Below are 22921 nucleotides of genomic sequence, written 5' to 3' on the forward strand. Positions count from 1 at the left end.
GCCTATTGTTTTAATTAGTATTCTTGTTGTTTATAAGCGGCTTATGAATAACCGTCTCTTCAAAATTAGACTGCTGGAAATGACGTTCTGCCCAAGAAGCGACGCCAATAAGGCCTGCATTTGCACCGCTGTGAGCGTGAATTACTTCTATTTGATAGGCGGCTGGAAGCTGTTTTAGATAATTTTGAACCAGTGTAAGAAACGTGGGAGCCAAACCGACACTGCCTCCTAGGCAAATGACTTGAAGATCTAATGAAATCTTTAGATCAGCAATAAGGTTAGCGATGGTTATAGCCGCTTTCTCAACAATGGCTTTGGCGTCTGAACTTCCATTTAAGTGCTGTGTAAAAACGATTTCTCCCGAGCATTCACTGCCAAAGAAAGGCTGACCTGCTTTTCCGATAGCGGTACCTGAAGCAATGCTTTCAACGCAACCTTGACGTCCGCAGCCACACAACGGACCGTTAGGATCCGCTAAGATATGACCAGCATGGCCAGCAATACCATGCTGTCCAGTAAGCAGTTCATTATTAATGACAAACCCAGCGCCAACACCTGTAGAGACTGTGATAAAGCCCATTGAACTTGGCATTGAATCGAGTAACTGATACTCGGCCCATGCGGCAGCTTGTGCATCGTTGATGACCATGACAGGCTTATTGCAAAGGTCTTGAAAAATTTCAGAAATTGGATACTGATTGAGACCGCCAAGGTTATTTGGATTTAGTGCTGTCAAAACCCCTTGAACGATGATGCCAGTTGACGCCACGGCCACAAAATCGGCTCGCTGGTATAAAGGCTTAACAAGCTCTCGAAGAGTTTGTGTCAACTCATCAGGATTATCCGATGACGGTGTTGCCAGTTGATTAAACTTTAAAATTTGTCCTGCCTGAATTAATGCAGCCGCGACTTTTGTTCCACCAATATCGATAGCGAGACAGGTTTTCATGCAGTGGCCTCCATATTGTCAGGTTTTGCACTGCGTACAGCGTTATCAAACCACTGGCAAATATGTTCAATACGAGTAATTGCCGAACCAACGGTCACGCAAGATGCTCCGGCTCTAATGGCTGCGCCAGCGAGTTCTGGTGAATTAAAACGGCCTTCAGCCATAACAAAGCAACCTTGATTCGCTAATCGTGTTATGAAAGGAAAATCAGGCTCTGTGGGCACTTGGCCAGAAACGTAACCAGACATTGTTGTGCCAATGATTTCTACATTTAAATTGAAAGCTGACATACCTTCATCATAGTTAGAGCAGTCGGCCATGACCAAGCACCCTAGTTCATGTATTTTGGATACCAATTTTGCAACCTTGATGGGCCTTGGGCGATGAGTAGCATCAATTGCAATAATATCAGCACCTGCTTCTTTGAGTGCGATGACATCTTCTATGAAAGGAGTAATACGGACATCCGAGTCAATCAAATCCCGCTTGATGATGCCTATGATCGGTACAGAGACTAAAGGGCGTACCGCTTTTAGATTTTCAACACCTTCGATTCTTAATCCAGCAGCTCCTCCAGCAATGCTCGCCGCTGCCATTGCAGCTACGATTGAAGGCTTGTCCATGGGACCGCCATCTACTGGTTGGCATGAAGACACAAATCCGTGTGCTAGCTTATCAAGAAGAGGGGAATTGTTGTTCATGTGAGTAAAACTCCGAAATTAAATCTAGCAACTTAGTGTGACTCCATAGTCTTTCTTTTGGAGTATAACTTCAAATTATTTTAATTAAAATGGCGATCTTGATCTCACTTTATTTCTAGTAAAAGCAAGGTCTAATAAAGATTTTGGCTGGTTTTTTTGAAAGGTTTACAAATTTATCTTGCTCATGAAAATAATGTGTGAGAAATTCTGCGGAGTTTAACTTCACACCATAAAGTAAGGTCTCAGTATGCATGTAAGTTCTAACAACTTAGCTCAAACGGTCAGTACGCAAAAGCTTGCGATTAAAAATGTTAGCTTATTTCGAGATGGTGAACGTATTACTAATCAGGTCATCATTATTGAAGGTGACACCATTGTAGATGTTGCTGAACAATCGATGATTGACTCTTTTCCCGATGCAATAATTGATGCTAAACACCAACTGGTCAGTCCTGGGTTTATTGATCTACAACTTAACGGTTGCGGTGGGGTTCTGTTTAATACTGATATTTCTTTTGAAACGCTGAACATAATGAACGTTACTAATGTTCAGCATGGCACTACCCAGTTTTTACCTACCTTGATAACAGCTCAGCCTGACGATATGGTTCGAGCTATTGATCTTATTGCTAAGACTAAGACACCCGAAACCCTCGGTGTGTTGGGGTTACATTTAGAAGGGCCGTTCATCAGCATTGAGCGAAAAGGGGCACATCAGAAGCAATATATTCGTGAGTTAGATACTAAAATGGCTCAGTATCTTTCAGATAATCAACGATACATAAAAGTTTTAACCATTGCCCCTGAGCATGTTGAACAAAATGTTTTGGATATTCTATCTGAATCGTCTATCTCGGTATCTATGGGGCATACTGATGCCACTTATCAGCAAATCTCAGAGAAAAAGGGCATTAATATGGCAACGCACCTTTACAATGCTATGTCTCCGCTGACCAATCGGGAGCCAGGCGCGGTTGGTTATGTTTTTAACGAGAAACCATACGCAGGAATTATTGCTGACGGGATTCACGTTGACTACACCTCTTTGAAGATTGCACGTGAACTTCTTGGCGAGAAATTATTTTTAGTTACTGATGCTGTAACACCTACCGGAACAGAGCTAGTCGAATTTAACATGGCTGGGGTGCAAGCGTATGTCACTATGGGTAAGTGTCACTATGAAGATGGAACTATCGCGGGTGCAGCGATAACGATGAGCCAAAGTGTCCGTAATTTGGTCAAACATGCCCAAGTACCATTATCTGAGGCACTCAACATGGCATCACTATATCCAGCAAAAGCGATTGGTGTCGATGATCTCTATGGCAAACTGGAGAAAGGTTACAAGGCCAACCTAGTGTTGCTTGATGAAGAGCTCAATGTTGCTCAGACGATTCAGATGGGCCAAAGCATGTACCAACGGTTGTGAAGTACGAGTTTACCGTTTATGTTATCCGAAATAAAAAAGCCAGATATGCGATTAACTGGCTTCTTCTGGTTAGTTAAAATAGTGGTTAACCGAGAGCTTCGGTCGTTTTAAGCTTGATATCATGAGTTCCAGACATATCTTTTTGCACTAACAACGCATACATCAGATCCAGTACAAACAGTTGCGAAATTTTGGTTCCAATGGAATCGCCTTGAAGCTGACCCTGACGGTTACCATTTACCAATACGTTGTCGGCATATTTGGTTATAGCTGAGCGAGAGTTATGCGTAATTGCAATCGTTGCCGCGCCATTCTCCTTCGCAAGTTTTAACGATTTAATTGTTTCAACAGAATCACCGGAGTGACTGATTCCAATGGCTACATCACCCGGTTGTAGCAGCGAGGCTTTGATATACATAAAGTGATTATTTGTATAGGCATCCACGTTTAGTCCGATACGCATAAATTTATACTTAGCACTGTCCGCTGATATACCTGATGAACCGACACCAAAGAAATAAATCGCATTTCCTTCCTTTATTAACTCAGCTGCCGAGACTAACTGTGAGAAATTTAAAAGGTTAAGTGTTTCTGACAGAACTTGATCAATAGACGATTGCAACTTTTTTCCGATAATTTCTGCACTATCTTCTTCAGTAACGTCGGTATCTAAAATTGTAGGCTCTGTGCCTTGAGTCGTCGACACTTCAATTGCTAACTGTAATTTGAAATCTTGATACCCCCTAAAACCTAATGTACGGCAGAAGCGGATAATCGTCGCGTCACCAGCATGGACTTCAACAGAAAGCTCAGCAATAGAAAGCGTACTGATTTGCTCAGGGTTCGATGAGACATAGTCTGCAATACGTTTAGCTGATGGTGTAAGGCTGTTATATAGGCTGCCTATGGTATCAATGATGTTGCCTGCACGAATTTGTGGCATATTGGCGCTACTCGACGTTAAACGTTATTTGTAAGTATTCTCACACATCAAGAATACGATTTGAAGTTAAGCTCCACAATTATTTCTCATAATTAGGTATAGAATAAACATTATATAACGATGGTTTAAGTAAAACGTAATTCATACCCAAGTCACACTTTTGCTATTAACTATATCGGTTTTTGTTGAATAGTGAAACTTCACTCCATAGTATAAGTGTTACTCCATTTGATGACGTTTTTATGAAGTTTACCTTCAAAACCAAAATGTACATAGTACAACCGAGGCAACCATGAAAAAACTAGCGGGTTTAATTGCTGCACCACACACACCATTTGATACAAACAACCAAGTTAACTTTGAAGAGATAGATAAAATAGCCAAGCACTTAATCGATGACGGTGTTAAGGGGATCTATATTTGTGGTACGACTGGTGAAGGTATCCACTGTAGTGTTGAAGAAAGAAAACTGATTGCAGAACGTTGGGTTGCCGCGACTAACAGTAAAATGGACATTATTGTACATACTGGAGCTTTGAGCATTGTAGACACTCTTGAGCTTACTCGGCATGCAGACACACTGGATATCTTAGCGACTTCAGCGATTGGTCCGTGTTTCTTTAAACCAGGTAGCGTTAATGAGTTAGTTGAGTATTGTGCAACTGTCGCGGCAGCGGCACCTTCTAAAGGTTTCTATTATTATCACTCAGGTATGTCAGGTGTTAATGTCAACATGGAAGAGTTCTTGATTGCAGCAGATAAGCGTATCCCTAATTTATCTGGTCTGAAATTCAATAGCGGCGATTTATATGAATACCAACGCTGTTTACGAGCATGTGATGGTAAGTTCGATATTCCATGGGGTGTCGATGAGTTTCTGCCTGGTGCATTAGCGGTTGGTGCAAAAAGCGCAGTAGGCAGTACCTATAATTATGCGGCCAGACATTTCAATTCGATTATTGAGGCGTTTAATGCAGGCCAACATGACGTTGTCATTAATAAAATGGATAACGTTATTGCACTTATTCGTGTTCTAGCGGAATTTGGTGGCGTATCTGCAGGTAAAGCGGCAATGGCACTCCATGACATAAATGCCGGTGATGCTCGTCTGCCATTATTACCACTTAGCCAAGAACATAAAAATATTGTTATGAATAAGATGAGAGCAGCTAATTTCATATGATTAATATTTCGTTCTGTTAATCCTTGGGGTTTTTATTAAAGCTCCTTTGTTTTCATGTGATTTATATATTGTTTATTTTGTCCAGGTCTTCTTGATTTATTCATGAAGGCCTTTTTTATTTTCTATTTTATAAATTCAGCATGTTAGATTGTTGATGTTTAATCCTTTAAATTCAAATGTTTGTTTTTTCTACAGGGAGTTTTGTGTGTTAATAATAAAATTGTCATGGCTGATTTATATAAATTGTTGTTTATGATCACACAATGAGAAACTTGTGTTTGAAATAAAACTCCAGCGTAGGAGAATGATAGTGAAGTATTTCTCTATGGTATTCTCTTAAACATAACTTAATATAAATTAGCCATGATGAGCTAATCAAATGAAACAGAAGGATTATTATGAACAACTTAAATAAAATGACTATCGCACTTATGGTCGCAGGCCTTTCCTTATCTGCTCATGCAACGACAACGCTTAAAATGGGCATGCAGGCTTCAGTAGGATCTGTAGAGTATACATCGGCCAAGTACTTAGCTGATACATTAGAAGAAATAAGTAGCGGTGACATTAAAGTCTTAATTTATCCTAGTGCGCAATTGGGTGATGATCGAGCAATGTTACAGCAACTTTCGATGGGTGATTTAGACATCACTTATGCAGAATTTGCTCGTGTAGGGCTATGGATCCCCCGTGCTGAAGCGGTAGGTCTACCATATGTGGTAAAAGATTTTGAACATATTCGTCGTATATTTGATTCTTCGTTTGGTGAAGAGATTAAACAAGAGATGCTGACTAAGTTTAATTGGCGAGCACTGGATACTTGGTATAACGGTACACGTCAAACGACCTCTAATCGCCCACTTAATAGTATTGACGATTTCAAAGGACTTAAACTCCGCGTTCCAAATGCAAAACCTAATTTAAATTACGCGAAACTCTCTGGCGCTTCTCCAACGCCAATGGCTTTTTCTGAAGTGTATTTAGCGCTGCAAACCAATGCGGTTGATGGTCAAGAAAACCCACTTCCTACCATCAAGACGATGAAATTCTTTGAAGTGCAGGAAAACCTAGCGTTAACTAATCATATTGTAAATGACCAAATGGTGTTGTTCTCTAATACAACTTGGGAAACGCTTTCGGAAAAGCAACGTGATCTCGTTCAGCAAGCTGTAGTCAAAGCGGGTAACGTTCATACTGATTCAGTAAAGAAACAAGAAGCGGAACTCGTTTCGTTCTTTGAGCAAAATGGTGTCACGATCACACAGCCTGAGCTAGGCCCTTTTCGCGATGCGATGAAACCACTTTACAAAGAATTTGATGAGAAGTTAGGACAACCAGTGGTTAATAAACTGACTTCAATGTAGTCGTTGATTAGGCTGACTTTAGAGTCAGCCTAGGAGTTTAAGATGTTACGTAAAATATTTGACTCGATAGAAGAGATCATCACTGTACCGTTAATGGCTGCGTTACTTGTCGTACTAACGTGGCAAATCGCTACTCGATGGTTATTAAACGATCCTTCATTATGGAGTGAAGAATTAGCTAGAGTGCTGTTCATGTATATGGTGTTGATTGGTGGTGCTTTAGCCATCAAAACAGAGTCCCATGTAAACATCACTTTTTTCTCAGATATGCTAACTAAGAAAGTTCGTTTAGTTTTGGTTCTTTCATTGGAAATAGCCGTTCTAATTTCAATTTTTTCCATTATTTACCTTGGTTACCAATACGTACAACGCACAGCATTTTTTGAACTGATTACACTTGGTATTTCAGCGAGTTGGCTTAATTACAGTTTACCTGTTGGCGGTGTATTTATGGTCCTTCGTCAGACGCAAAAGCTAATTGGTATTGTCAAAGAGTTCAAGGTTGTCGAACAAGCACAAGACATAAATTCCACTCACGCAGCTTAAAGGTATTCTCTCATGGTTGGTTCAATATTTGGTTGGTTGGCGCTGCTCTTTGCAGGTATGCCAGTTGGCTTTTCACTCATTTTTGTTGCGTTACTCTTTTTGATATTAACGGGTAGTACGGGAATTAACTTTGCTACTCAACAAATGATCGATGGTCTTAATAACTTCACTTTACTGGCCGTCCCATTTTTTGTCTTAACAGGGCACTTAATGAACAGTGCTGGTATTACCGAGCGTATTTTTAACTTTGCTAAATCCATGGTGGGTCATATTACTGGTAGCCTTGGACATGTAAATATTATGGCAAGCTTACTCTTCTCTGGTATGTCTGGCTCTGCATTAGCTGATGCTGGTGGTCTAGGGCAGCTTGAAATTAAGTCGATGCGAGATGCTGGTTATGATGATGATTTTGCAGGAGGTTTGACAGCCGCGTCTTGTATTATTGGTCCACTCGTACCTCCGTCAGTTCCTTTAGTCATCTACGGTGTCGTGTCTGGTACATCAATTGGCGCACTCTTTTTGGCGGGGGCAGTTCCCGGTATTATGTGTTGCATAGCGTTGATGTTGATGAGTTACTATATCTGTAAAAAACGTGGCTATATGACATTACCTCGAGCAACACGTAGAGAGCAATTTAAATCATTTAAAGAAGCATTTTTGTCGTTACTAACGCCGGTCATCATCATCGGAGGCATTTTTTCAGGTAAGTTCACTCCGACGGAAGCGGCGGTTGTTTCATCGCTATACGCATTGCTCTTAGGTACATTGGTGTATAAGCAATTAACCCTTTCAAGCTTTGTTGGCATTTTGAAAGAGACTGTTAATACAACCGCTGTTGTTGGATTGATGGTTATGGGAGTGACTGTATTTGGTTGGATAGTTGCACGAGCGCAGTTACCACAAATGCTTGCTGATTTTTTCTTAACGATCAGTGACAACCCATTAGTGCTGTTGCTGTTAATTAACTTGTTGTTGCTGTTCTTAGGAACATTCATAGAGTCACTGGCTTTGTTGTTACTATTGGTTCCTTTTTTGGTTCCCGTTGCAACGGCAATGGGGATTGATCCTGTTCACTTTGGAGTAATGGCTATTTTGAACCTGATGATCGGTATCTTGACTCCACCGATGGGTATGGCGTTATACGTAGTCTCAAAAGTGGGTAACATTCCTTTCCACACACTAACTAAGGGGGTTATTCCACTGCTTGTCCCATTGTTTATTGTTCTAATTTTGGTTGCGGTATTCCCACAGTTCACCCTGTTATTACCACAACTTATACTTGGTTACGGTGGTTAGCTCTTATTGAAGCGTTATTGTTTTTAATGACCGCGGATATAGATAATAAAAAGACCGCTAAGGAGATCATTCCGATCAGTTAGCGGAGCAAAAGTGATCGGTTAAACGATGCTTTTGAGGTGTCAAAAACCAAGTGTATTTTATGCACTTGGTTTTTTTATGGGTGTTTCAAAAGCTCTAAACGTGATTAATGATTGGAAGCCTAACAACGTAGAAACGCTAGCAGATTTGCTCGCTATTGAACTCATTAAGGAAACTTATTCTCTCACTGATATTGTGACTGTACGGCAAAGCCTTTATTGGTCCTAGTGATCTCACTCAGCGTCGAAAAAGTTAGGTGAGGCTACAATAAAAGCTTTCTTTGAGCGACAAGTTAGTGGTCTAAGATTGCAAATCTTACTCAATGGTTTGATCTAACTCTCGGAGGTATTGATGGTGTCGTATGGCTAGCTGCATAGAATAAAAATGAAGATGTTTTTTCTCGGTAAAGAAGGAACTCAATATCCACAGGTAGAATGATTTGCCGAATGGAACTTAGCATTGATCTTATTACCGAGATTACTTTTGATAATACTAATTAAAAAACAAAGCCCGTCTTCGGTTCGGCGAGCGTGTTTCTTCACTTTTAAGTAGTTTAAACTGATATTTTTGTCATTATTAAAAGCTAGGCATCGTTTTGCAAGAGGTGATGCTGCCAGGCTTATATTACATTGCAGTTTGATTGTCGATGCTTGGAAGTGTAAAGCCGCTGAATAGAGCCCCCAAATGACAGAGCACTTTCAGCGATGCCAGCTTGCATATTCAAATCATACGGAAATAGTGTATTTTCTAGGAAGCCTTTGGCGACTCAGCCGCTTGGCGTTTTTTCCCGAACTTGTTGCGAATAAAGCTCGTGATTTTCCAAATATACGCCAGTATGACGGAATAGATAACAAAGCAACCCATGAATAAACTAAACATCGTGAGTTCAGAGATATTGGTTGTTTCACCGTAAAGACCAAAGCTTGCATACAATGTGGCGATAAAACAAATAGCGACCAATGTCTGTCTAGGACCCAGACCTAAGCGTTGGAAGATATGGTGTAAATGTTCGCGATCAGGCTTGAATGGCGAGTCTCCTCGGCGAATACGACGGATCATAATGGCAGTCATGTCCATCAACGGCACGGCGATAAGCCAAAGTGCTGTAACTGGACGCATCAAAGGCTCAGAGCCTTCTGTTTGACTCACTCCGAGTAATATCCAGATCACCGTAAATCCAATCATCATGCTGCCCGCATCGCCCATAAAGACCTTGCGCTCTCTCCCTAGAATGCCAAGGTTCATAAAAATGTAGGGAAGCATGGCAACGACGATCACTACACATAAGTATGCAAGACCATGTTGGCTATCGACTTGAAGTAAAAAAGCCAAGGCACCAAAAGTAACAATAGAAAGTCCGCCAAGTAATCCATCAATACCGTCGACCATATTAAAGGCATTAATTGCGCCAATGACAGCGAAAATAGTGATCAAACTACCTACCCAGCCTAAAGAGATTTCACCGATACCAAACATATTGCCGAGGCTGTGAAGCTCAAGTCCTGCGGCTTTCATCATCACAATAGAGAGTAGTGCTTGGACGCCCATACGGATTTTGAAGCTAAGATCAATCTTGTCATCAACAGCGCCAATCAGGGTTAATAATCCAATACATAATAGATAAAGCCAGCTGTGTTTGATGATGTCGGGGTTAAAAGTCAGGTATTGTGCTAGCACTAAGCAAATTGATATCCCGCCGACTAAGGGAACGGCGCCATGATGGAGTTTACGGGCGTTGGGTTTGTCAACTAAGCCGACTTTTTTCGCCACTTTCCGCATTAAGAAGAGAGTGGCAAAAGAAGAGAAAAAGATAAAACTGAGTTCAAAGAACATAATAAAAGCCAACCGTTATTGTATATATTTGCGTAATTCTAGCCCATGTTAGTGGGGTAAAAAGTTGTAGTTTCCAGAATCGTGGCGGCCAGTGGAGAAATTGGTTAGCCGTTGCATTGGTCAATAGCACAACAAATCTAATTTTGCTATTCTCTGGCAAAAATAAATTGAAGGATTAACCTATGAAAATCGCAGTTGCGGGGACCGGCTATGTTGGACTTTCTAATGCTATGTTATTGGCGCAAAATCATGAAGTGGTCGCATTAGATATCATTGCTGAAAAAGTTGAATTACTCAATAAAAAGCAATCTCCAATTGTTGATGCAGAGATCGAACATTTTCTTGCAAACAAGGCGCTGAACTTTGTGGCTACAACAGACAAACAGCACGCGTATCAAGGCGCTGAATATGTTGTGATAGCCACTCCCACGGACTATGACCCGCAAACCAACTATTTTAATACCTCTTCAGTTGAAGCGGTGATTAAGGATGTGATAGCGATTAATCCAGATGCTGTGATGGTGATTAAATCGACCGTGCCGGTTGGTTATACCGCGCGTATTCGAGAGGAATTAGGCTGCGAAAACATTATTTTTTCGCCAGAGTTTCTTCGTGAAGGCAAAGCACTGTACGACAACCTTTACCCATCTCGCATCATCGTTGGTGAGCGCAGTGAGCGTGCAGAAACATTTGCAGGCCTGCTAATTGAAGGCGCTGTGAAAGAGGATGTTCAAGTTCTCTTTACCAATTCGACAGAAGCAGAAGCGGTGAAGCTGTTCTCAAATACTTACCTAGCGATGCGCGTTGCTTACTTTAATGAATTAGACTCTTACGCAGAAGCGCATGGTTTAGATGCTCGCCAAATCATTGAAGGGGTTAGCTTAGACCCTCGTATTGGTAGCCACTACAACAACCCATCGTTTGGTTACGGGGGTTACTGCTTACCAAAAGATACTAAACAGCTTTTGGCCAATTACCAAGATGTACCGAACAACATTATTGGTGCGATTGTGGATGCAAACCGTACCCGTAAAGATTTTATCGCAGAATCTATTCTCAAGCATGAGCCAAAAGTGGTGGGTATTTACCGCCTGATCATGAAAGCGGGCTCAGATAATTTCCGTGCGTCTTCTATCCAAGGCATCATGAAGCGTATTAAGGCCAAAGGCGTCGACGTCGTTGTTTACGAGCCTGTACTAAAAGAAGATGACTTCTTTAACTCTCGCGTCATTCGTGATCTCAAGGAATTCAAGCAATCCGCCGATGTGATTGTCTCTAACCGAATGGTTGAGGAACTTGCCGATGTGGTGGATAAAGTCTACACCCGCGATCTGTTTGGTAGCGATTAAGCTATTAAAATAAAAAAGTTATAGCGGCTCTCCTCGTGAGGGCCTTTTTTACAGTTGGTGAATATTATTATGATTAAAAAATGTCTTTTCCCTGCTGCGGGTTACGGTACACGTTTTCTACCTGCAACGAAATCCATGCCAAAAGAAATGATGCCCGTGGTGAACAAACCACTGATCGAGTATGGCGTTGAAGAGGCCATCGAAGCGGGCATGAACGGTATGTGCATCGTGACTGGTCGAGGCAAGCACTCGCTCATGGATCACTTCGATAAAAATTACGAGTTAGAGCATCAAATCAGTGGCACAAGTAAAGAAGCGCTGCTCGGTGATATTCGCAGTTTAATTGATTCGGCAAGTTACACCTATATCCGCCAAAGTGAGATGAAGGGCTTAGGTCACGCGATTCTGACGGGGCGTGAATTGGTGGGGGACGAACCCTTTGCGGTTGTACTTGCAGATGATCTATGTGTCAATGAAGACAAAGGCGTTCTGGCTCAAATGGTCGAGCTGTATAATCAGTTCCGTTGTTCCATTGTCGCGGTACAAGAAGTGCCAGAAACAGAAACGCATAAGTATGGTGTGATTGCTGGTGAGGCGATCAAAGAAGATATTTTCCGTATTGACAGCATGGTAGAAAAGCCGGAACCCGGTACTGCGCCAAGTAACTTGGCGATCATTGGCCGCTATATTTTGACACCCGATATTTTTGAGTTGATTGAAAATATTGAGCCAGGTAAAGGTGGTGAGATCCAAATCACCGACGCTCTGATGCAACAAGCGCAATCGGGTTGCGTGCTCGCGTATAAATTTAAAGGCCAGCGTTTTGATTGCGGCAGTGTCGAAGGTTACATTGATGCGACAAATTATTGTTATAACAACCTTTACCAGCAAACTTCCAGCGCTAAGATAGCGGAAAAGCCAACGGTGAAAGTTGCGGAACTGACGTAAGTTGCGTTGATAAGGGCTTTTGTTTCACTTTGGCCTAGCAAGGATGATAGGGACTCTGAGTGCGGATATGTGGTTGCGCTTTCCGCGGTTTGCTAAGAAATCTGTTTCTTTTCGTTTTCTAAGATGTAGACGTCGACTGCCAAAAAGCCTGCTACTTTGCGTAACAGGCTTTATTGTTATGAGTTTCCAGCTTTTTGAAAGTGAAGTTATTACTCTATTTTTTAGACAGAAAGTCTCTGTATTTATAAATGTAAAGCATGTCTGTCAATCAGATAGGATAACTTTAAATTTCCCTTAATTTCCGCGATAAGTGGAGTAAGCATACGGACTCAGTAGGAGAGGGATATGATAGTGTGAGTCTTTATTTTCTACCTTAAAATCAACGGGGATGCTGCTGTAGAAAGAGTCGGTGTTTTGATTTTCGAAAAAATCCCCAACGTTGAATTCCGCTCGATACAGGGTACCTTCGCCAAAATCGAACTTTTTGATTCGTCCGTTTTCATCTGTTGTTTGAGTTGCAAGAAGTTTCCATTGTTCTCCGGACTTCTCGTAGAATTTGACTTCAATATTTGTACCTGGCAGTCCTTTGTTGGTATCTAGGACGTGAACGCTAGCATCAGCGAAGACAGGGGCCGCGACTAAAGAACACAGAGTTAGGATCGAGGTTTTTAGTATTTTCATATATTTGCTCCTTTTGCTATGAATGATGATTATTCGAATTTACAAGACCGACAGCCATTCTATTTTCTTTCATTAAACTAAAATAATTTATCGATTTTTCTGTGCTCGACCTTATTCGTAGGTATGTTCCGATACGATCGATGCTTGAAATTGAGAGGTTGTGAGCATTCAGCCAGCAGAGCCCGAGCGGCTTGATGCTGAGAGATGGACTAATGAGAAATTCCAGAGGCGTTTTCCTCTGTTTTTTATGTGTGTCATGTGAGCATCGCCATGCCGATGGCGCCACAATCATAAAGCGATATATGCTGAGTGCCATCGTATCGAGAAGGGATTAACGCCGCTGTCTTCGCGGCGCTAAAAAAGAATGAGGATGGATTGTTCCATGAATACATGACTGGCAGTGCTGGTCTCTCAAGCGTGCTCTTATCCAGTCGCAGTCAATAACGGGTCGCCTTGCTTGTGAAAATATTGGGCAATGACATCATTACTTTTAGAATCGCGAATGATGGAAGGAGTCATCGGTTACAAGCTACAAGGCGTGGCTACCTATGGTTGAGGGGGCTGATTTACCGATTGATCAATATTCGCATAAAATGGTGTTATTAAAGGGTGCTTCTCGGCAACCATCTGTCTGAGCTCATCGGTAATTTTGCCGTTGGCATCCTTACGCCAACTAATAGACATTGGGGAGCGGCTGCGCGGATTGGATGTGGTTCGAGTAATGAGCTGCCCCGAATTTAATAATCGTGTCGCGATAGTGTGGGGAAGATAGCCGACGCCAATACCTTGGGTGTGCATTAAGGTTTTCGTTTCCAAGTCTGGAACAAGCAACTCTTGCTGACCTTTAAGCAACCAAGCTTTACGCCTCACAAGATGTCGACTGGTATCTTCGACATTAATGGCGGTGTAGCCGCGTAGATCATCGTCCGATAAAGTGTGATGAAGGTGGCTAACGGGGTGATTAGGGGCGGCCACAAACATCCAGTTTATCTCACCCATACTGACTGACTGAAGATCATTACTGATTGGGTGCCATCCAGGCGTGCCGATGGCAAATTGAGAGTCTTCACTCAATAATGATCCCCAGACGCCATTATACACTTCCCGAAAAAAGCGAAACTCAGTTTTTGGGTATTTATTATGCAAATATTGAGTGAGCTTGGTCACTGCGACCCGATCATACAATAACTCATTGATTGCTATCCCAACCGAATGTTCGATGTTGTTTCTTATTTGTTCTATATCGGAACTTAATCCCATAAAGTCATTGAAAAGTACTTCTAGGCGATGTTGAAGATACTCGCCTTCTTGAGTCAACTTAAAGCTGCGTGTACTTCGGTTGATAAGATCGACGCCGAATTCCTTTTCTAAGGCTTTAATACGATAGGTGATGGTGGCCGTCGATCGATGAACATGTTTCGCTGCTTCATTAAAAGACTGACATTTGGCAAGAATTAAGAAGGTACGGACCGACTCTAAGTCTAAATTAAACATTGAGCCTTTCTCCTCTTGGTCGTTATATCAGGGAAAGCATGATGACATTAACCAAAAGTAAAGCTAGCCCTGACATCAAATAAAATGGCTTTAGTGCTTGAACGGTATGAAGATAACTTTTGCCGCCTATTTCTTTGGCGACGAATAAGCTTAGTCCAAATGGCGGAGTAAACATGCCGATCGCGCCAGTAATGGCCATAATGACACCAATGGCTACTAGGGAAATACCTAAACTTTGGCTAATGGCAGTGATGACACCGCTCAGTATGACCGCAAGCGAGGTGACATCAATCAGCATACCGAGAAGTAAAAACAGAAGGTTAAGCAAAAGCAATGGAATAATATAACTATCGAATTGTGCACAGACCATAGATATAAACTCTAGAATATTACTTTCCGCCACAAGCCACCCGAGTAGGCTGGCCGCCGCCATGATGATCATTATTTGGCTGCAAGTTAGCGCTGAGTCTACCGCAATATGATAAATTTTTCTTAAATTGAGGTCTTTATACACTAAGCAACTCAGAAATAGACCGTATACAATGATGATCACCCCTGCTTCTGTTGGACTGGTAATGCCCGTAGAAATGCCAATGATAACAATGCTCGGCAGTAGTAATGAAGGAGCTGAGTCGACCAACTGAGTCAGTAGTGTTCGTATCGAAGGTTTCGGTTTTTTGGGGTAGCGCTTCACCATTGCATAGATGATGGTGCACAGTAAAAATAAGCCACCAAAAATAAAACCGCCGATTGCACCATAAAGAAATAAAGCTTGAACAGAGGCACCAGTAACAACCCCATAAACAATCAGAAAGATGCTGGGTGGAATGACAATGCCCAGTGAACCAGTGCTAATAATTAGCCCTAAGGTAAAATTCTTGTTGTAACCACTCTCCAACATGGATTGAGTCGAAATACGTCCAACGGTCAACACCGTGGCTGGTGCAGAGCCACTAATTAAGGAAAAGAACATTGAACTCAGTACCGTCGAGATAGCCATACCCCCATGGACATGGCCAAATAGCTGCTGCATAAATTGGATGATTTTTTTGCCAATGCAGGATGACGCAATAATATTGCCTGCAAAAATATAGAGAGGGATCGCCAGTAACGAGTACTTATCGATGCCGCTGTACAGTTGCTGAATGACGATTTCTGGATAAATATCTTGGCGAAGTAGTATGTAGAGAATTGACGAAAACAAAATCGCCCCATAAATCGGAGTACCAATAATGATTAGGGTTATGAGTAATATAATTAGGAAGGCAATTAGCATATGTCCTCCATTGGGCGAGAAGGTCTGTGGAGTAATATCGCAAAGAAGGCTAATGGAATAATTAAATAGTTAATCCATATTGGTAATCCGGTGGTTGATGAGGTGCGAGCATAGGGAATGATCACCGTGAGAAAGTTAATCGAGATTATGCTGATCGCGAGGTGTGTGACTAGCATGACGACGCGACTTATTGTCTCTAATACAGGGTATTTCTCTTTCAGTAGCGTGATCTTAATGGCGTTATTATCCCAAGCTAAAACGATCGCGCCCAAATAAACCATCCAAATCATTATTGTGCGAGCTACCTCATATGACCAAGTGAGCGAGGTGCCAAACAAAGAACGAAGTATCACTTCCATTGTTAATAATAAACTTAAAGCGCTCATCATCCCACCAAGTAACATTTTGATCCCGTTACGATGCATACCGTCACTCCCCTTTGATCTGTTTGATTATTGGTTGCAAGCTCTTCTTTACCGGAAGATGTTGTAATTTGGATTTGATGTCTTGCAGGTCAGTGTTGGGGTAAAGTTTGGTATTATCTGAAGCGATGATCTCCTGTAAGTAATCTTCTTCTAGTTGCGAAGATAAAGCACGTTGTTGGTTGCGTGCGATCTTTTCGGCTCGGCGTAACAGTTGTTTTTTGTCTTCGCTTAAACCAGAAAACCAGCGTTTAGAAACAATAAATGCATAAGCAAGATAGCCATGGTTGCTGATGAGCAATTCATTCTGAACTTCATACAAACGCATTTTTGCAATAGAAACTAAAGGATTTTCTTGGCAACGAGCAATCCCGTGTTGCAATGACACATAAATTTCACTGAAGGGGATGACGAGGGGAAGCGCGCCGATGGCTTTATATTGCTGCTCTAGTATTTCACTGGCCATAATGCGTACCGACACATTCTTAAGTAAGGGGGCTCCATCGGTAGCACTTTGGATGACGTTGTTACAAGTCAATTGCTTAAATCCTGACTCCCAAAAGCCAAATCCAACCATTCCTTTGGTTTTCATATCGTTATTTAAGGTTTGACCGGTTGTACCATCGAGTGCTGCGTATGCGTCTGCTTTGTCAGTAAACAGATAGGGATAATCTAAGGCTTTTAGGCTAGGTACAAAATTCGCCAGTTTTGAAGTAGGAATGACCGCGGCGTGAACAATACCAACCTGTAATAACTCGGTGGAATATTGGTCGTCACCGAGACTATTGGCCGGATATATATCTACCTTCATTTCACCATTACTTAAGGATTCAACTTGTTGTTTGAATATGACCGCTCCTTTATGTAAGGCGCTATCAACGGACATATCATGATGAAATCTTATTGTATCGTATGCATATGACTTTGAGAGGCATACCGTGATAATAGGCAATAATATTAAACAGCATTTTATGTTGAAAAATAGACGTTTCATGATATTACCTTGCTTCATTGTTGATACTGAACTTTAGCAAGTTTTAAGCTAAAAAAACTTGATGATTAGCCAAATTAAAAAGAAATAACTTCTATGATATGAGTTTTTTATTGTCTTTAATATCAGGTGCTTGCCTCTTTTTGGTGAGGTTGATTTAAAAAGATAAAACCAAATAACTCATTTCGTTTTAAAAAATTGAATAATAAAAAAATAAATGAATCCTCTTGTTTTTTACTTATTGTTTAAAAAAATTAAATAATATTAATATGGTGATTTACGTCACTATCAAATTTCAAATTATTAATCCTTAATAAGGGTAAGTTTATTGAAGTGGATGGTGTTTATTATGAGTCAAAATATAGTGGAAAGCCCTCAAGCTAAAAAAGAGGGAATACCTTCTTGGTGGGTTACAGTAGGTATGTTTTGGTTAGGTTGGGTATTTATGTACGCAGACCGAACTATTCTTAACCCGGTTATGGGTGATATACAAAGTGAGTTTTCATTGAGTAATACCCAGTTAGGTCTTATTAACTCAGCGTTCTTCTTTGTTTATGCAGCACTACAAGTTCCTTCTGGTATTTTAGGGGACAAAATTGGTAAGAAGAAAGTACTCGTTCCTGGTTTCATCTTCTTTGGCATTTTTACCGCAGTTTCAGGCATGGCAAAATCATTCGGTGCACTTCTATTTGCTCGTGGTGCAACGGGGGCGGGTCAAGGTACATATTACGGACCGCAATACGGTCTTTCGAGTGAACAGATCCCTGAAGAGAAACGCTCTTTTGGCACCGCAATCATCAACTCTGGCATGGCGGTAGGTACGGCTAGCGGCTTTATGGTAGCAAGCTGGTTAGTGTACGATCTTGGCTTTAGTTGGCGCATGCCTTTCTATGTGATGGCGATACCAACCATTATCGTTGGTTTGCTGATCTGGTTCTTTGTTAAGGAAAAGAAAAAGACGGATAAAGCAGAAGACGCCGCGGAAAAAACCAGTTTCTTCGAATTAATTAAAGACAAAAACCTATTACGTGTGTATGTCACTGTATTTTGCTCACTTTTTGGTTTCTTTGTGATTTTAACTTGGTTGCCATACTACTTACAGTCTGAGCGCGATATTGTGGGTAGTGAGATTGGTTTTATCTCTTCATTAGTTGCATGGGTTTCTATTCCTGGTGCGCTGTTATGGTCGACTATCTCTGACCGTATTGGTAAGCGAAAAGTTGTCGCTATTCCTCTACTCATCGCTGCAATTATTAGTATTTCTTGTATTGCTTATCTACCAACCATGCCGTTAGTGATTGCCGCAATTTGTGTATACGGCTTAGTCGGCAAGTTGGCACTGGATCCAATATTGGTCGCTTCTGTCGCTGACAGTGTAAAACCATCGCAGTATTCATCCGCATTTGGTCTATTTAACTTTATTGGTATGAGTTCATCAATTATTGCGCCAACACTAGCGGGATTCATGACGGATATTACCGGTAGCTTGGCTGCAAGCTTCTATTTATCTGCTGCGTTATTGATGATCGGTTTAATCTCTTTTGCTGGTATTAAAGAAAAGTCAGCTAACCAATAAGCAGAACACAAAGAAATAATATAATTTAAATTGAGGCAAATATGATTATTGGATTTATTAAATCAAACTGTTTTCAAGATTCAGTTAGTTTGATGATTATTTCAAAGAAATTATCTGAACTAGAATCTGTAAACTTAGTCTCTGTCATGATGGGGACTCCAGCAAATAAAGATCTTTTTTTATCGACGGGTATGTGGCACTCGATGTTCGAAGGTGTAACCCCCAACGATATTTGTATCGCTATCGATGTTGATACAGAAGAAGATTCGCAAGGGGCAATGGACGAAGTGGCTCAGCGTCTAGATGAAGAGCTTGCTAATATTGCCAGTGGTTCAAAAGGGAAATCATTACCTACAGTACGTAGCTGGACTAGAGCAAGGCAGACACTGCCAGAAGCAAACTTGGCGCTTATTTCTGTCGCCGGTGAATATGCAACAGAAACGGCCTCTAAAGCATTGGATTATGGGCTCAATGTGATGTTGTTTTCTGACAATGTCCCTGTTGAGCAAGAGCTTCAACTGAAACAGACCGCACAAGATAAAGGTCTACTGGTCATGGGCCCTGACTGTGGTACCGCTTATATCTCTGGTGTTCCATTAGCATTCGCAAACCAAATGCCGCAAGGTCCTATTGGGATTGTCGGCGCTTCCGGTACAGGTATTCAGGAAGTGTGTTCACAAATTGCCCTTCTTGGCTCGGGCATCACCCACGCCATCGGCCTCGGTGGTCGCGATCTTTCTGCCGATATTGGCGGGATCAGCGCGAAAAGTGCGCTGAAAATGCTGGATGAAGACCCAGAAACCAAAGTGATTGCGTTTGTATCTAAGCCACCGGCGGCGAGCGTGCGTGAAGACATCCTTGCGTGCATGCAGACCTTATCTAAGCCAGTAGTTGCTATTTTCTTGGGTGATAAGCCAGAAACCGACCAAATTGGCAATGTGCACTTGGCTTACACACTCGATCAAACGGCTAAAATTGCCTGTCAGGTTGTCGAGGCGACTGAGCACCTTGAATCACTGGGTGGGAAAGCGTTAATCAATAAGACGATCCGTGGTTTATATACTGGCGGTACGCTAGCGGCAGAGTCGGCGATGCTGGTTGCAGAGCAATTTGGTTTAGAAGTATCGGCGACGCACCCTAATGGAGAAATGCTCAACGATCAGGGACACCTGATTATTGATTTAGGAGATGACGCGTATACCGTTGGTCGCCCGCACCCGATGATCGACCCATCAACACGCTCAGATCAGATCCTTGCGCTCAAAGAGCAAGACTTCGGGGTTTTATTACTGGACGTTGTTTTAGGTTTTGGTGGTCATGAAGCCCCAGCGCAAGCCGTGGTCGAAGCGGTGACTAAGCTGCGTGAACTTCGCGACGCACCATTTGCCGTTGTCGCAACCGTCACTGGCACACAAGAAGATCCTCAAGCACGCGCGGAACAAGTAGCAGCACTTGAAGCAGCGAATATCAAAGTCGTGAGCACGGTACCAGAAGCCGTGGCGTTAAGTGCGATTCTGCTTTCGTCTACTCCTGCGACATCCGTCAAAGGCGAAACACACTATCTATTAAAAAATCCACAGATCATCAACATCGGCCTGAGCGGATTTGCTGATGATCTTTTGAGCTGTGATGCCAATGCGATTCACTATCGTTGGGCGCCTGTTGCAGGTGGCAATGCACACTTGGCTGAACTGCTGAATAAACTTTCTTAATTAGGTGATACAAAATGAAATACGATATTAACCAAGCAAACCAAGAAGTTATTGCAAAAATTAAGGCCGCAAAGCCATTCTGGCTTGGGGTGAAACCTGCAAAAGAAGTGATTCCACAACTAAATGAAGGGCGTACTCTGCTTCACGCCGGTCCTCCTATCGTATGGGAAGATATGACAGGTCCAATGAAAGGGGCTTGTATCGGTGCCAGTCTATACGAAGGTTGGGCTAACACTGAAGAAGAGGCGGTTGCGATGTTGAGCCAAGGTGAGATCACATTCACGCCTTGTCACCACGCCAATACGGTTGGTCCAATGGGGGGCATCACGTCAGCCACCATGCCGGTGCTTGTTGTACGTAATACCGAACACGGCAACGTCGCGTACTGCAACATGAATGAGGGCATCGGTAAAGTAATGCGCTTTGGTGCGTACGGCGATGACGTGCAACAGCGTTTGTGCTGGATGCGTGATGAATTCGGCCCTATGTTAGACGAAGCATTGAGCCAGTTTGACGGTGGCATCGATCTGACTGCAATCATGGCACAAGCAATCACCATGGGTGATGAATTCCACCAGCGTAACATCGCAGCGTCAGCGCTATTGGCGAAAAAGCTTGCACCATGTATTGCTAACCAAGATCGAAGCACAGAGGCGATCACTAAAGTCCTTGAGTTTTTAAGTGCGACCGACCAGTTCTTCTTAAACCTGACCATGGCTTATTGTAAATCTGTCATGGATGCGGCCGCGTCTGTTGGCAAAGGCTCTATCGTTACCGCTCTGACACGTAATGGTAAAGATTTTGGTATTCGCGTGAGTGGCTTGGGTGACCGCTGGTTTACTGCGCCAGTAAATACGCCGCAAGGTCTGTTCTTTACGGGATACTCACAAGACGATGCTAACGCCGACATCGGTGACAGCGCGATCACTGAAGCATTCGGTGTGGGTGGTGCAGCTATGATCGCAGCGCCGGGTGTCACGCGTTTCGTGGGCGCTGGCGGCTTTGACGCAGCACTGGATACGTCGGAAGAGATGACAGAGATCTATCTAGATAACAACGAAATGCTACAAATCCCAACATGGGACTTCAAAGGTGCTTGTGTGGGGCTAGATATTCGACGCGTTGTTGAAACCGGTATCACGCCGTTGATCAATACTGGTATCGCACACAAAGATCCAGGCATTGGCCAAGTTGGTGCTGGCACCGTTCGTGCACCATTAGGTTGTTTTGAAGGTGCGCTAGAAGCCCTTGCTAAAGAAGTAGAAGCGTAATTCATTACGCTAGTGTTGAGGTAGCCGCGATGCGGCTACCTCTAATGAGGGACCATGGTAACGATTTTTCCCCAAGCTACTGTTAAAAATCTTGCGATTTTCGGTGAGTACCAACTATTAAGCTCACATGAGAAGGCCATGAATTTGGTGAATCAATTTGGTCATCTTGTGTCACTTCACCCATCCGTGCAGTATTTGAGTCCGTTTGGGATGGTATTCAGACAAGAAGATTTTGAATATCTACGTTCAACTTGTCATCCAGAAGAAACATTCACTGCGGATAACGACGATGTTATAAGAATTGGACGCACTCAAGTGGCACCGTCAAACCGGAAAATAGAACTAAAACTATTCCCCTCTTCAGGTGACAGCATAAATAGCGCCATTTTTTCCAAGTTTGACCAAGAAATTAATGGGTTTGGTTTAAGCAACGGGGAGATGCTGAATCAAAAGTCTGCTCCGATAGATACCGTCACTGAGTTTCTGGTTAGCCCAAACCTCAATAATGCACGACACGTTGTCAAGCACATAGGACTCGGCCTAGGACTTACTCCTAGCTTTGATGACGTATTAGTCGGTGCGTTGGCTGTATTGTTTTGGCGAGAGAGACATCAGATTTATTTGCGACTGTTAATTGACGCTTTGGCAGAAAACAATTTAGACAATCAAACAACCACAGTGAGTAAACATTTTATTACTCACGCTATGCTTGGCGAGTTTTCTTACCCTCTCCTCAAGTTACTTTCATCGTTTAAATACGACAATAAAACCATCGAATATTCAATAAAGCAGTTTATTCAACATGGACATACATCAGGACGAGATACGCTACTCGGGCTAGCTATCGCGTTTCAACATTTCGACCAGTAGGTGATT

The 22921-nt window shown here is 42.3% G+C and carries 20 protein-coding genes and 1 pseudogene; 12 read left to right on the forward strand and 9 right to left on the reverse strand.

Features of this window, described 5'->3' with window-relative positions; genetic code table 11:
- Positions 1-10: 10 nt before the first annotated feature.
- Together AC3D28_RS12725 and AC3D28_RS12730 are read right to left on the reverse strand one after the other, a co-directional pair.
- Positions 11-949, reverse strand: a complete 939-nt coding sequence (locus AC3D28_RS12725) for an N-acetylmannosamine kinase (protein WP_488534968.1) — start codon at positions 947-949, stop codon at positions 11-13.
- Complete coding sequence (locus tag AC3D28_RS12730) at positions 946-1650, reverse strand: N-acetylmannosamine-6-phosphate 2-epimerase (RefSeq protein ID WP_488534969.1); 705 nt, start codon at positions 1648-1650, stop codon at positions 946-948. The genes AC3D28_RS12725 and AC3D28_RS12730 overlap by 4 nt, the downstream gene beginning before the upstream one ends.
- 247 nt (positions 1651-1897) lie before the next feature.
- Here AC3D28_RS12730 and nagA point away from each other — a divergent pair, with 247 nt between their 5' ends.
- The gene (nagA, locus tag AC3D28_RS12735) at positions 1898-3079 is read left to right on the forward strand and encodes an N-acetylglucosamine-6-phosphate deacetylase (RefSeq protein ID WP_488534970.1); all 1182 of its coding nucleotides are present in this window, start codon (positions 1898-1900) and stop codon (positions 3077-3079) included.
- Positions 3080-3164: 85 nt separating this feature from the next.
- Here nagA and AC3D28_RS12740 read toward each other — a convergent pair whose 3' ends face one another.
- Positions 3165-4022 (reverse strand): MurR/RpiR family transcriptional regulator, encoded by an 858-nt coding sequence (locus tag AC3D28_RS12740; protein ID WP_488534971.1) that lies wholly within the window; start codon positions 4020-4022, stop codon positions 3165-3167.
- 292 nt (positions 4023-4314) lie between these two features.
- Here AC3D28_RS12740 and AC3D28_RS12745 point away from each other — a divergent pair, with 292 nt between their 5' ends.
- From AC3D28_RS12745 to AC3D28_RS12765, 5 genes and pseudogenes are all read left to right on the forward strand, one after another.
- Positions 4315-5205, forward strand: a complete 891-nt coding sequence (locus AC3D28_RS12745; protein WP_488534972.1) for a dihydrodipicolinate synthase family protein — start codon at positions 4315-4317, stop codon at positions 5203-5205.
- Between the two features lie 398 nt (positions 5206-5603).
- Positions 5604-6569: a sialic acid TRAP transporter substrate-binding protein SiaP gene (locus AC3D28_RS12750; RefSeq protein WP_488534973.1), complete on the forward strand. Its 966-nt coding sequence runs from the start codon at positions 5604-5606 to the stop codon at positions 6567-6569.
- Positions 6570-6611: 42 nt separating this feature from the next.
- Positions 6612-7115, forward strand: a complete 504-nt coding sequence (locus AC3D28_RS12755; protein WP_488534974.1) for a TRAP transporter small permease — start codon at positions 6612-6614, stop codon at positions 7113-7115.
- 12 nt (positions 7116-7127) lie between these two features.
- On the forward strand, positions 7128-8411 hold the full coding sequence (locus AC3D28_RS12760) for a TRAP transporter large permease (RefSeq protein WP_488534975.1): 1284 nt from the start codon (positions 7128-7130) through the stop codon (positions 8409-8411).
- Positions 8412-8570: 159 nt separating this feature from the next.
- Positions 8571-8989, forward strand: a pseudogene (locus AC3D28_RS12765) (IS4 family transposase); the annotation flags it as partial.
- A 250-nt stretch (positions 8990-9239) separates the two neighbouring features.
- On the opposite strand, the gene wecA reads toward AC3D28_RS12765, so the two are convergent.
- Entirely contained in the window at positions 9240-10325 is a 1086-nt protein-coding gene (gene wecA / locus AC3D28_RS12770) for a UDP-N-acetylglucosamine--undecaprenyl-phosphate N-acetylglucosaminephosphotransferase (RefSeq protein ID WP_488534976.1), read from the reverse strand.
- 182 nt (positions 10326-10507) lie between these two features.
- Between wecA and AC3D28_RS12775 the strand changes: the two genes are divergently transcribed.
- Both AC3D28_RS12775 and galU read left to right on the forward strand, forming a co-directional pair.
- The gene (locus AC3D28_RS12775) at positions 10508-11674 is read left to right on the forward strand and encodes a nucleotide sugar dehydrogenase (protein WP_488534977.1); all 1167 of its coding nucleotides are present in this window, start codon (positions 10508-10510) and stop codon (positions 11672-11674) included.
- Between the two features lie 69 nt (positions 11675-11743).
- On the forward strand, positions 11744-12622 hold the full coding sequence (gene galU / locus AC3D28_RS12780) for a UTP--glucose-1-phosphate uridylyltransferase GalU (RefSeq protein WP_488534978.1): 879 nt from the start codon (positions 11744-11746) through the stop codon (positions 12620-12622).
- Positions 12623-12916: 294 nt separating this feature from the next.
- On the opposite strand, the gene uraH is transcribed toward galU, so the two are convergent.
- The 5 genes from uraH to AC3D28_RS12805 form a co-directional block, all read right to left on the reverse strand.
- Positions 12917-13303: a hydroxyisourate hydrolase gene (gene uraH / locus AC3D28_RS12785; protein ID WP_488534979.1), complete on the reverse strand. Its 387-nt coding sequence runs from the start codon at positions 13301-13303 to the stop codon at positions 12917-12919.
- A gap of 546 nt (positions 13304-13849) precedes the next feature.
- Positions 13850-14797: a LysR substrate-binding domain-containing protein gene (locus tag AC3D28_RS12790; protein ID WP_488534980.1), complete on the reverse strand. Its 948-nt coding sequence runs from the start codon at positions 14795-14797 to the stop codon at positions 13850-13852.
- A gap of 22 nt (positions 14798-14819) precedes the next feature.
- Positions 14820-16073, reverse strand: a complete 1254-nt coding sequence (locus AC3D28_RS12795) for a TRAP transporter large permease (RefSeq protein ID WP_488534981.1) — start codon at positions 16071-16073, stop codon at positions 14820-14822.
- Entirely contained in the window at positions 16067-16498 is a 432-nt protein-coding gene (locus AC3D28_RS12800; protein WP_488534982.1) for a TRAP transporter small permease, read from the reverse strand. Before AC3D28_RS12800 ends, AC3D28_RS12795 begins: the two co-directional genes overlap by 7 nt.
- Positions 16499-16502: 4 nt before the next feature.
- Positions 16503-17489: a TRAP transporter substrate-binding protein gene (locus AC3D28_RS12805; RefSeq protein ID WP_488534983.1), complete on the reverse strand. Its 987-nt coding sequence runs from the start codon at positions 17487-17489 to the stop codon at positions 16503-16505.
- A 346-nt stretch (positions 17490-17835) separates the two neighbouring features.
- On the opposite strand from AC3D28_RS12805, the gene AC3D28_RS12810 reads away from it, so the two are divergent.
- From AC3D28_RS12810 to AC3D28_RS12825, 4 genes are read left to right on the forward strand one after another with little or no spacing between them, the layout of a single operon-like run.
- Entirely contained in the window at positions 17836-19062 is a 1227-nt protein-coding gene (locus AC3D28_RS12810) for an MFS transporter (protein ID WP_488534984.1), read from the forward strand.
- A 41-nt stretch (positions 19063-19103) separates the two neighbouring features.
- Positions 19104-20774, forward strand: a complete 1671-nt coding sequence (gene fdrA / locus AC3D28_RS12815; RefSeq protein WP_488534985.1) for an acyl-CoA synthetase FdrA — start codon at positions 19104-19106, stop codon at positions 20772-20774.
- Between the two features lie 14 nt (positions 20775-20788).
- Entirely contained in the window at positions 20789-22045 is a 1257-nt protein-coding gene (locus AC3D28_RS12820; RefSeq protein ID WP_488534986.1) for a YlbE family protein, read from the forward strand.
- A gap of 54 nt (positions 22046-22099) precedes the next feature.
- Positions 22100-22915 (forward strand): oxamate carbamoyltransferase subunit AllH family protein, encoded by an 816-nt coding sequence (locus tag AC3D28_RS12825; protein WP_488534987.1) that lies wholly within the window; start codon positions 22100-22102, stop codon positions 22913-22915.
- Positions 22916-22921 lie beyond the last annotated feature (6 nt).

This window comes from Vibrio sp. TAP-3B (assembly GCF_057784735.1).

Coding starts and splice junctions, on each gene's coding strand:
- AC3D28_RS12805 (WP_488534983.1), bottom strand. CDS start 17,489: ATGAAACGTCTATTTTTCAACATAAAATGCTGTTTAATATTATTGCCT.
- nagA (WP_488534970.1), top strand. CDS start 1,898: ATGCATGTAAGTTCTAACAACTTAGCTCAAACGGTCAGTACGCAAAAG.
- wecA (WP_488534976.1), bottom strand. CDS start 10,325: ATGTTCTTTGAACTCAGTTTTATCTTTTTCTCTTCTTTTGCCACTCTC.
- AC3D28_RS12820 (WP_488534986.1), top strand. CDS start 20,789: ATGAAATACGATATTAACCAAGCAAACCAAGAAGTTATTGCAAAAATT.
- AC3D28_RS12750 (WP_488534973.1), top strand. CDS start 5,604: ATGAACAACTTAAATAAAATGACTATCGCACTTATGGTCGCAGGCCTT.
- AC3D28_RS12790 (WP_488534980.1), bottom strand. CDS start 14,797: ATGTTTAATTTAGACTTAGAGTCGGTCCGTACCTTCTTAATTCTTGCC.
- AC3D28_RS12730 (WP_488534969.1), bottom strand. CDS start 1,650: ATGAACAACAATTCCCCTCTTCTTGATAAGCTAGCACACGGATTTGTG.
- AC3D28_RS12775 (WP_488534977.1), top strand. CDS start 10,508: ATGAAAATCGCAGTTGCGGGGACCGGCTATGTTGGACTTTCTAATGCT.
- AC3D28_RS12740 (WP_488534971.1), bottom strand. CDS start 4,022: ATGCCACAAATTCGTGCAGGCAACATCATTGATACCATAGGCAGCCTA.
- AC3D28_RS12745 (WP_488534972.1), top strand. CDS start 4,315: ATGAAAAAACTAGCGGGTTTAATTGCTGCACCACACACACCATTTGAT.
- AC3D28_RS12825 (WP_488534987.1), top strand. CDS start 22,100: ATGGTAACGATTTTTCCCCAAGCTACTGTTAAAAATCTTGCGATTTTC.
- AC3D28_RS12755 (WP_488534974.1), top strand. CDS start 6,612: ATGTTACGTAAAATATTTGACTCGATAGAAGAGATCATCACTGTACCG.
- galU (WP_488534978.1), top strand. CDS start 11,744: ATGATTAAAAAATGTCTTTTCCCTGCTGCGGGTTACGGTACACGTTTT.
- AC3D28_RS12760 (WP_488534975.1), top strand. CDS start 7,128: ATGGTTGGTTCAATATTTGGTTGGTTGGCGCTGCTCTTTGCAGGTATG.
- fdrA (WP_488534985.1), top strand. CDS start 19,104: ATGATTATTGGATTTATTAAATCAAACTGTTTTCAAGATTCAGTTAGT.
- AC3D28_RS12810 (WP_488534984.1), top strand. CDS start 17,836: ATGAGTCAAAATATAGTGGAAAGCCCTCAAGCTAAAAAAGAGGGAATA.
- AC3D28_RS12800 (WP_488534982.1), bottom strand. CDS start 16,498: ATGCATCGTAACGGGATCAAAATGTTACTTGGTGGGATGATGAGCGCT.
- AC3D28_RS12795 (WP_488534981.1), bottom strand. CDS start 16,073: ATGCTAATTGCCTTCCTAATTATATTACTCATAACCCTAATCATTATT.
- uraH (WP_488534979.1), bottom strand. CDS start 13,303: ATGAAAATACTAAAAACCTCGATCCTAACTCTGTGTTCTTTAGTCGCG.
- AC3D28_RS12725 (WP_488534968.1), bottom strand. CDS start 949: ATGAAAACCTGTCTCGCTATCGATATTGGTGGAACAAAAGTCGCGGCT.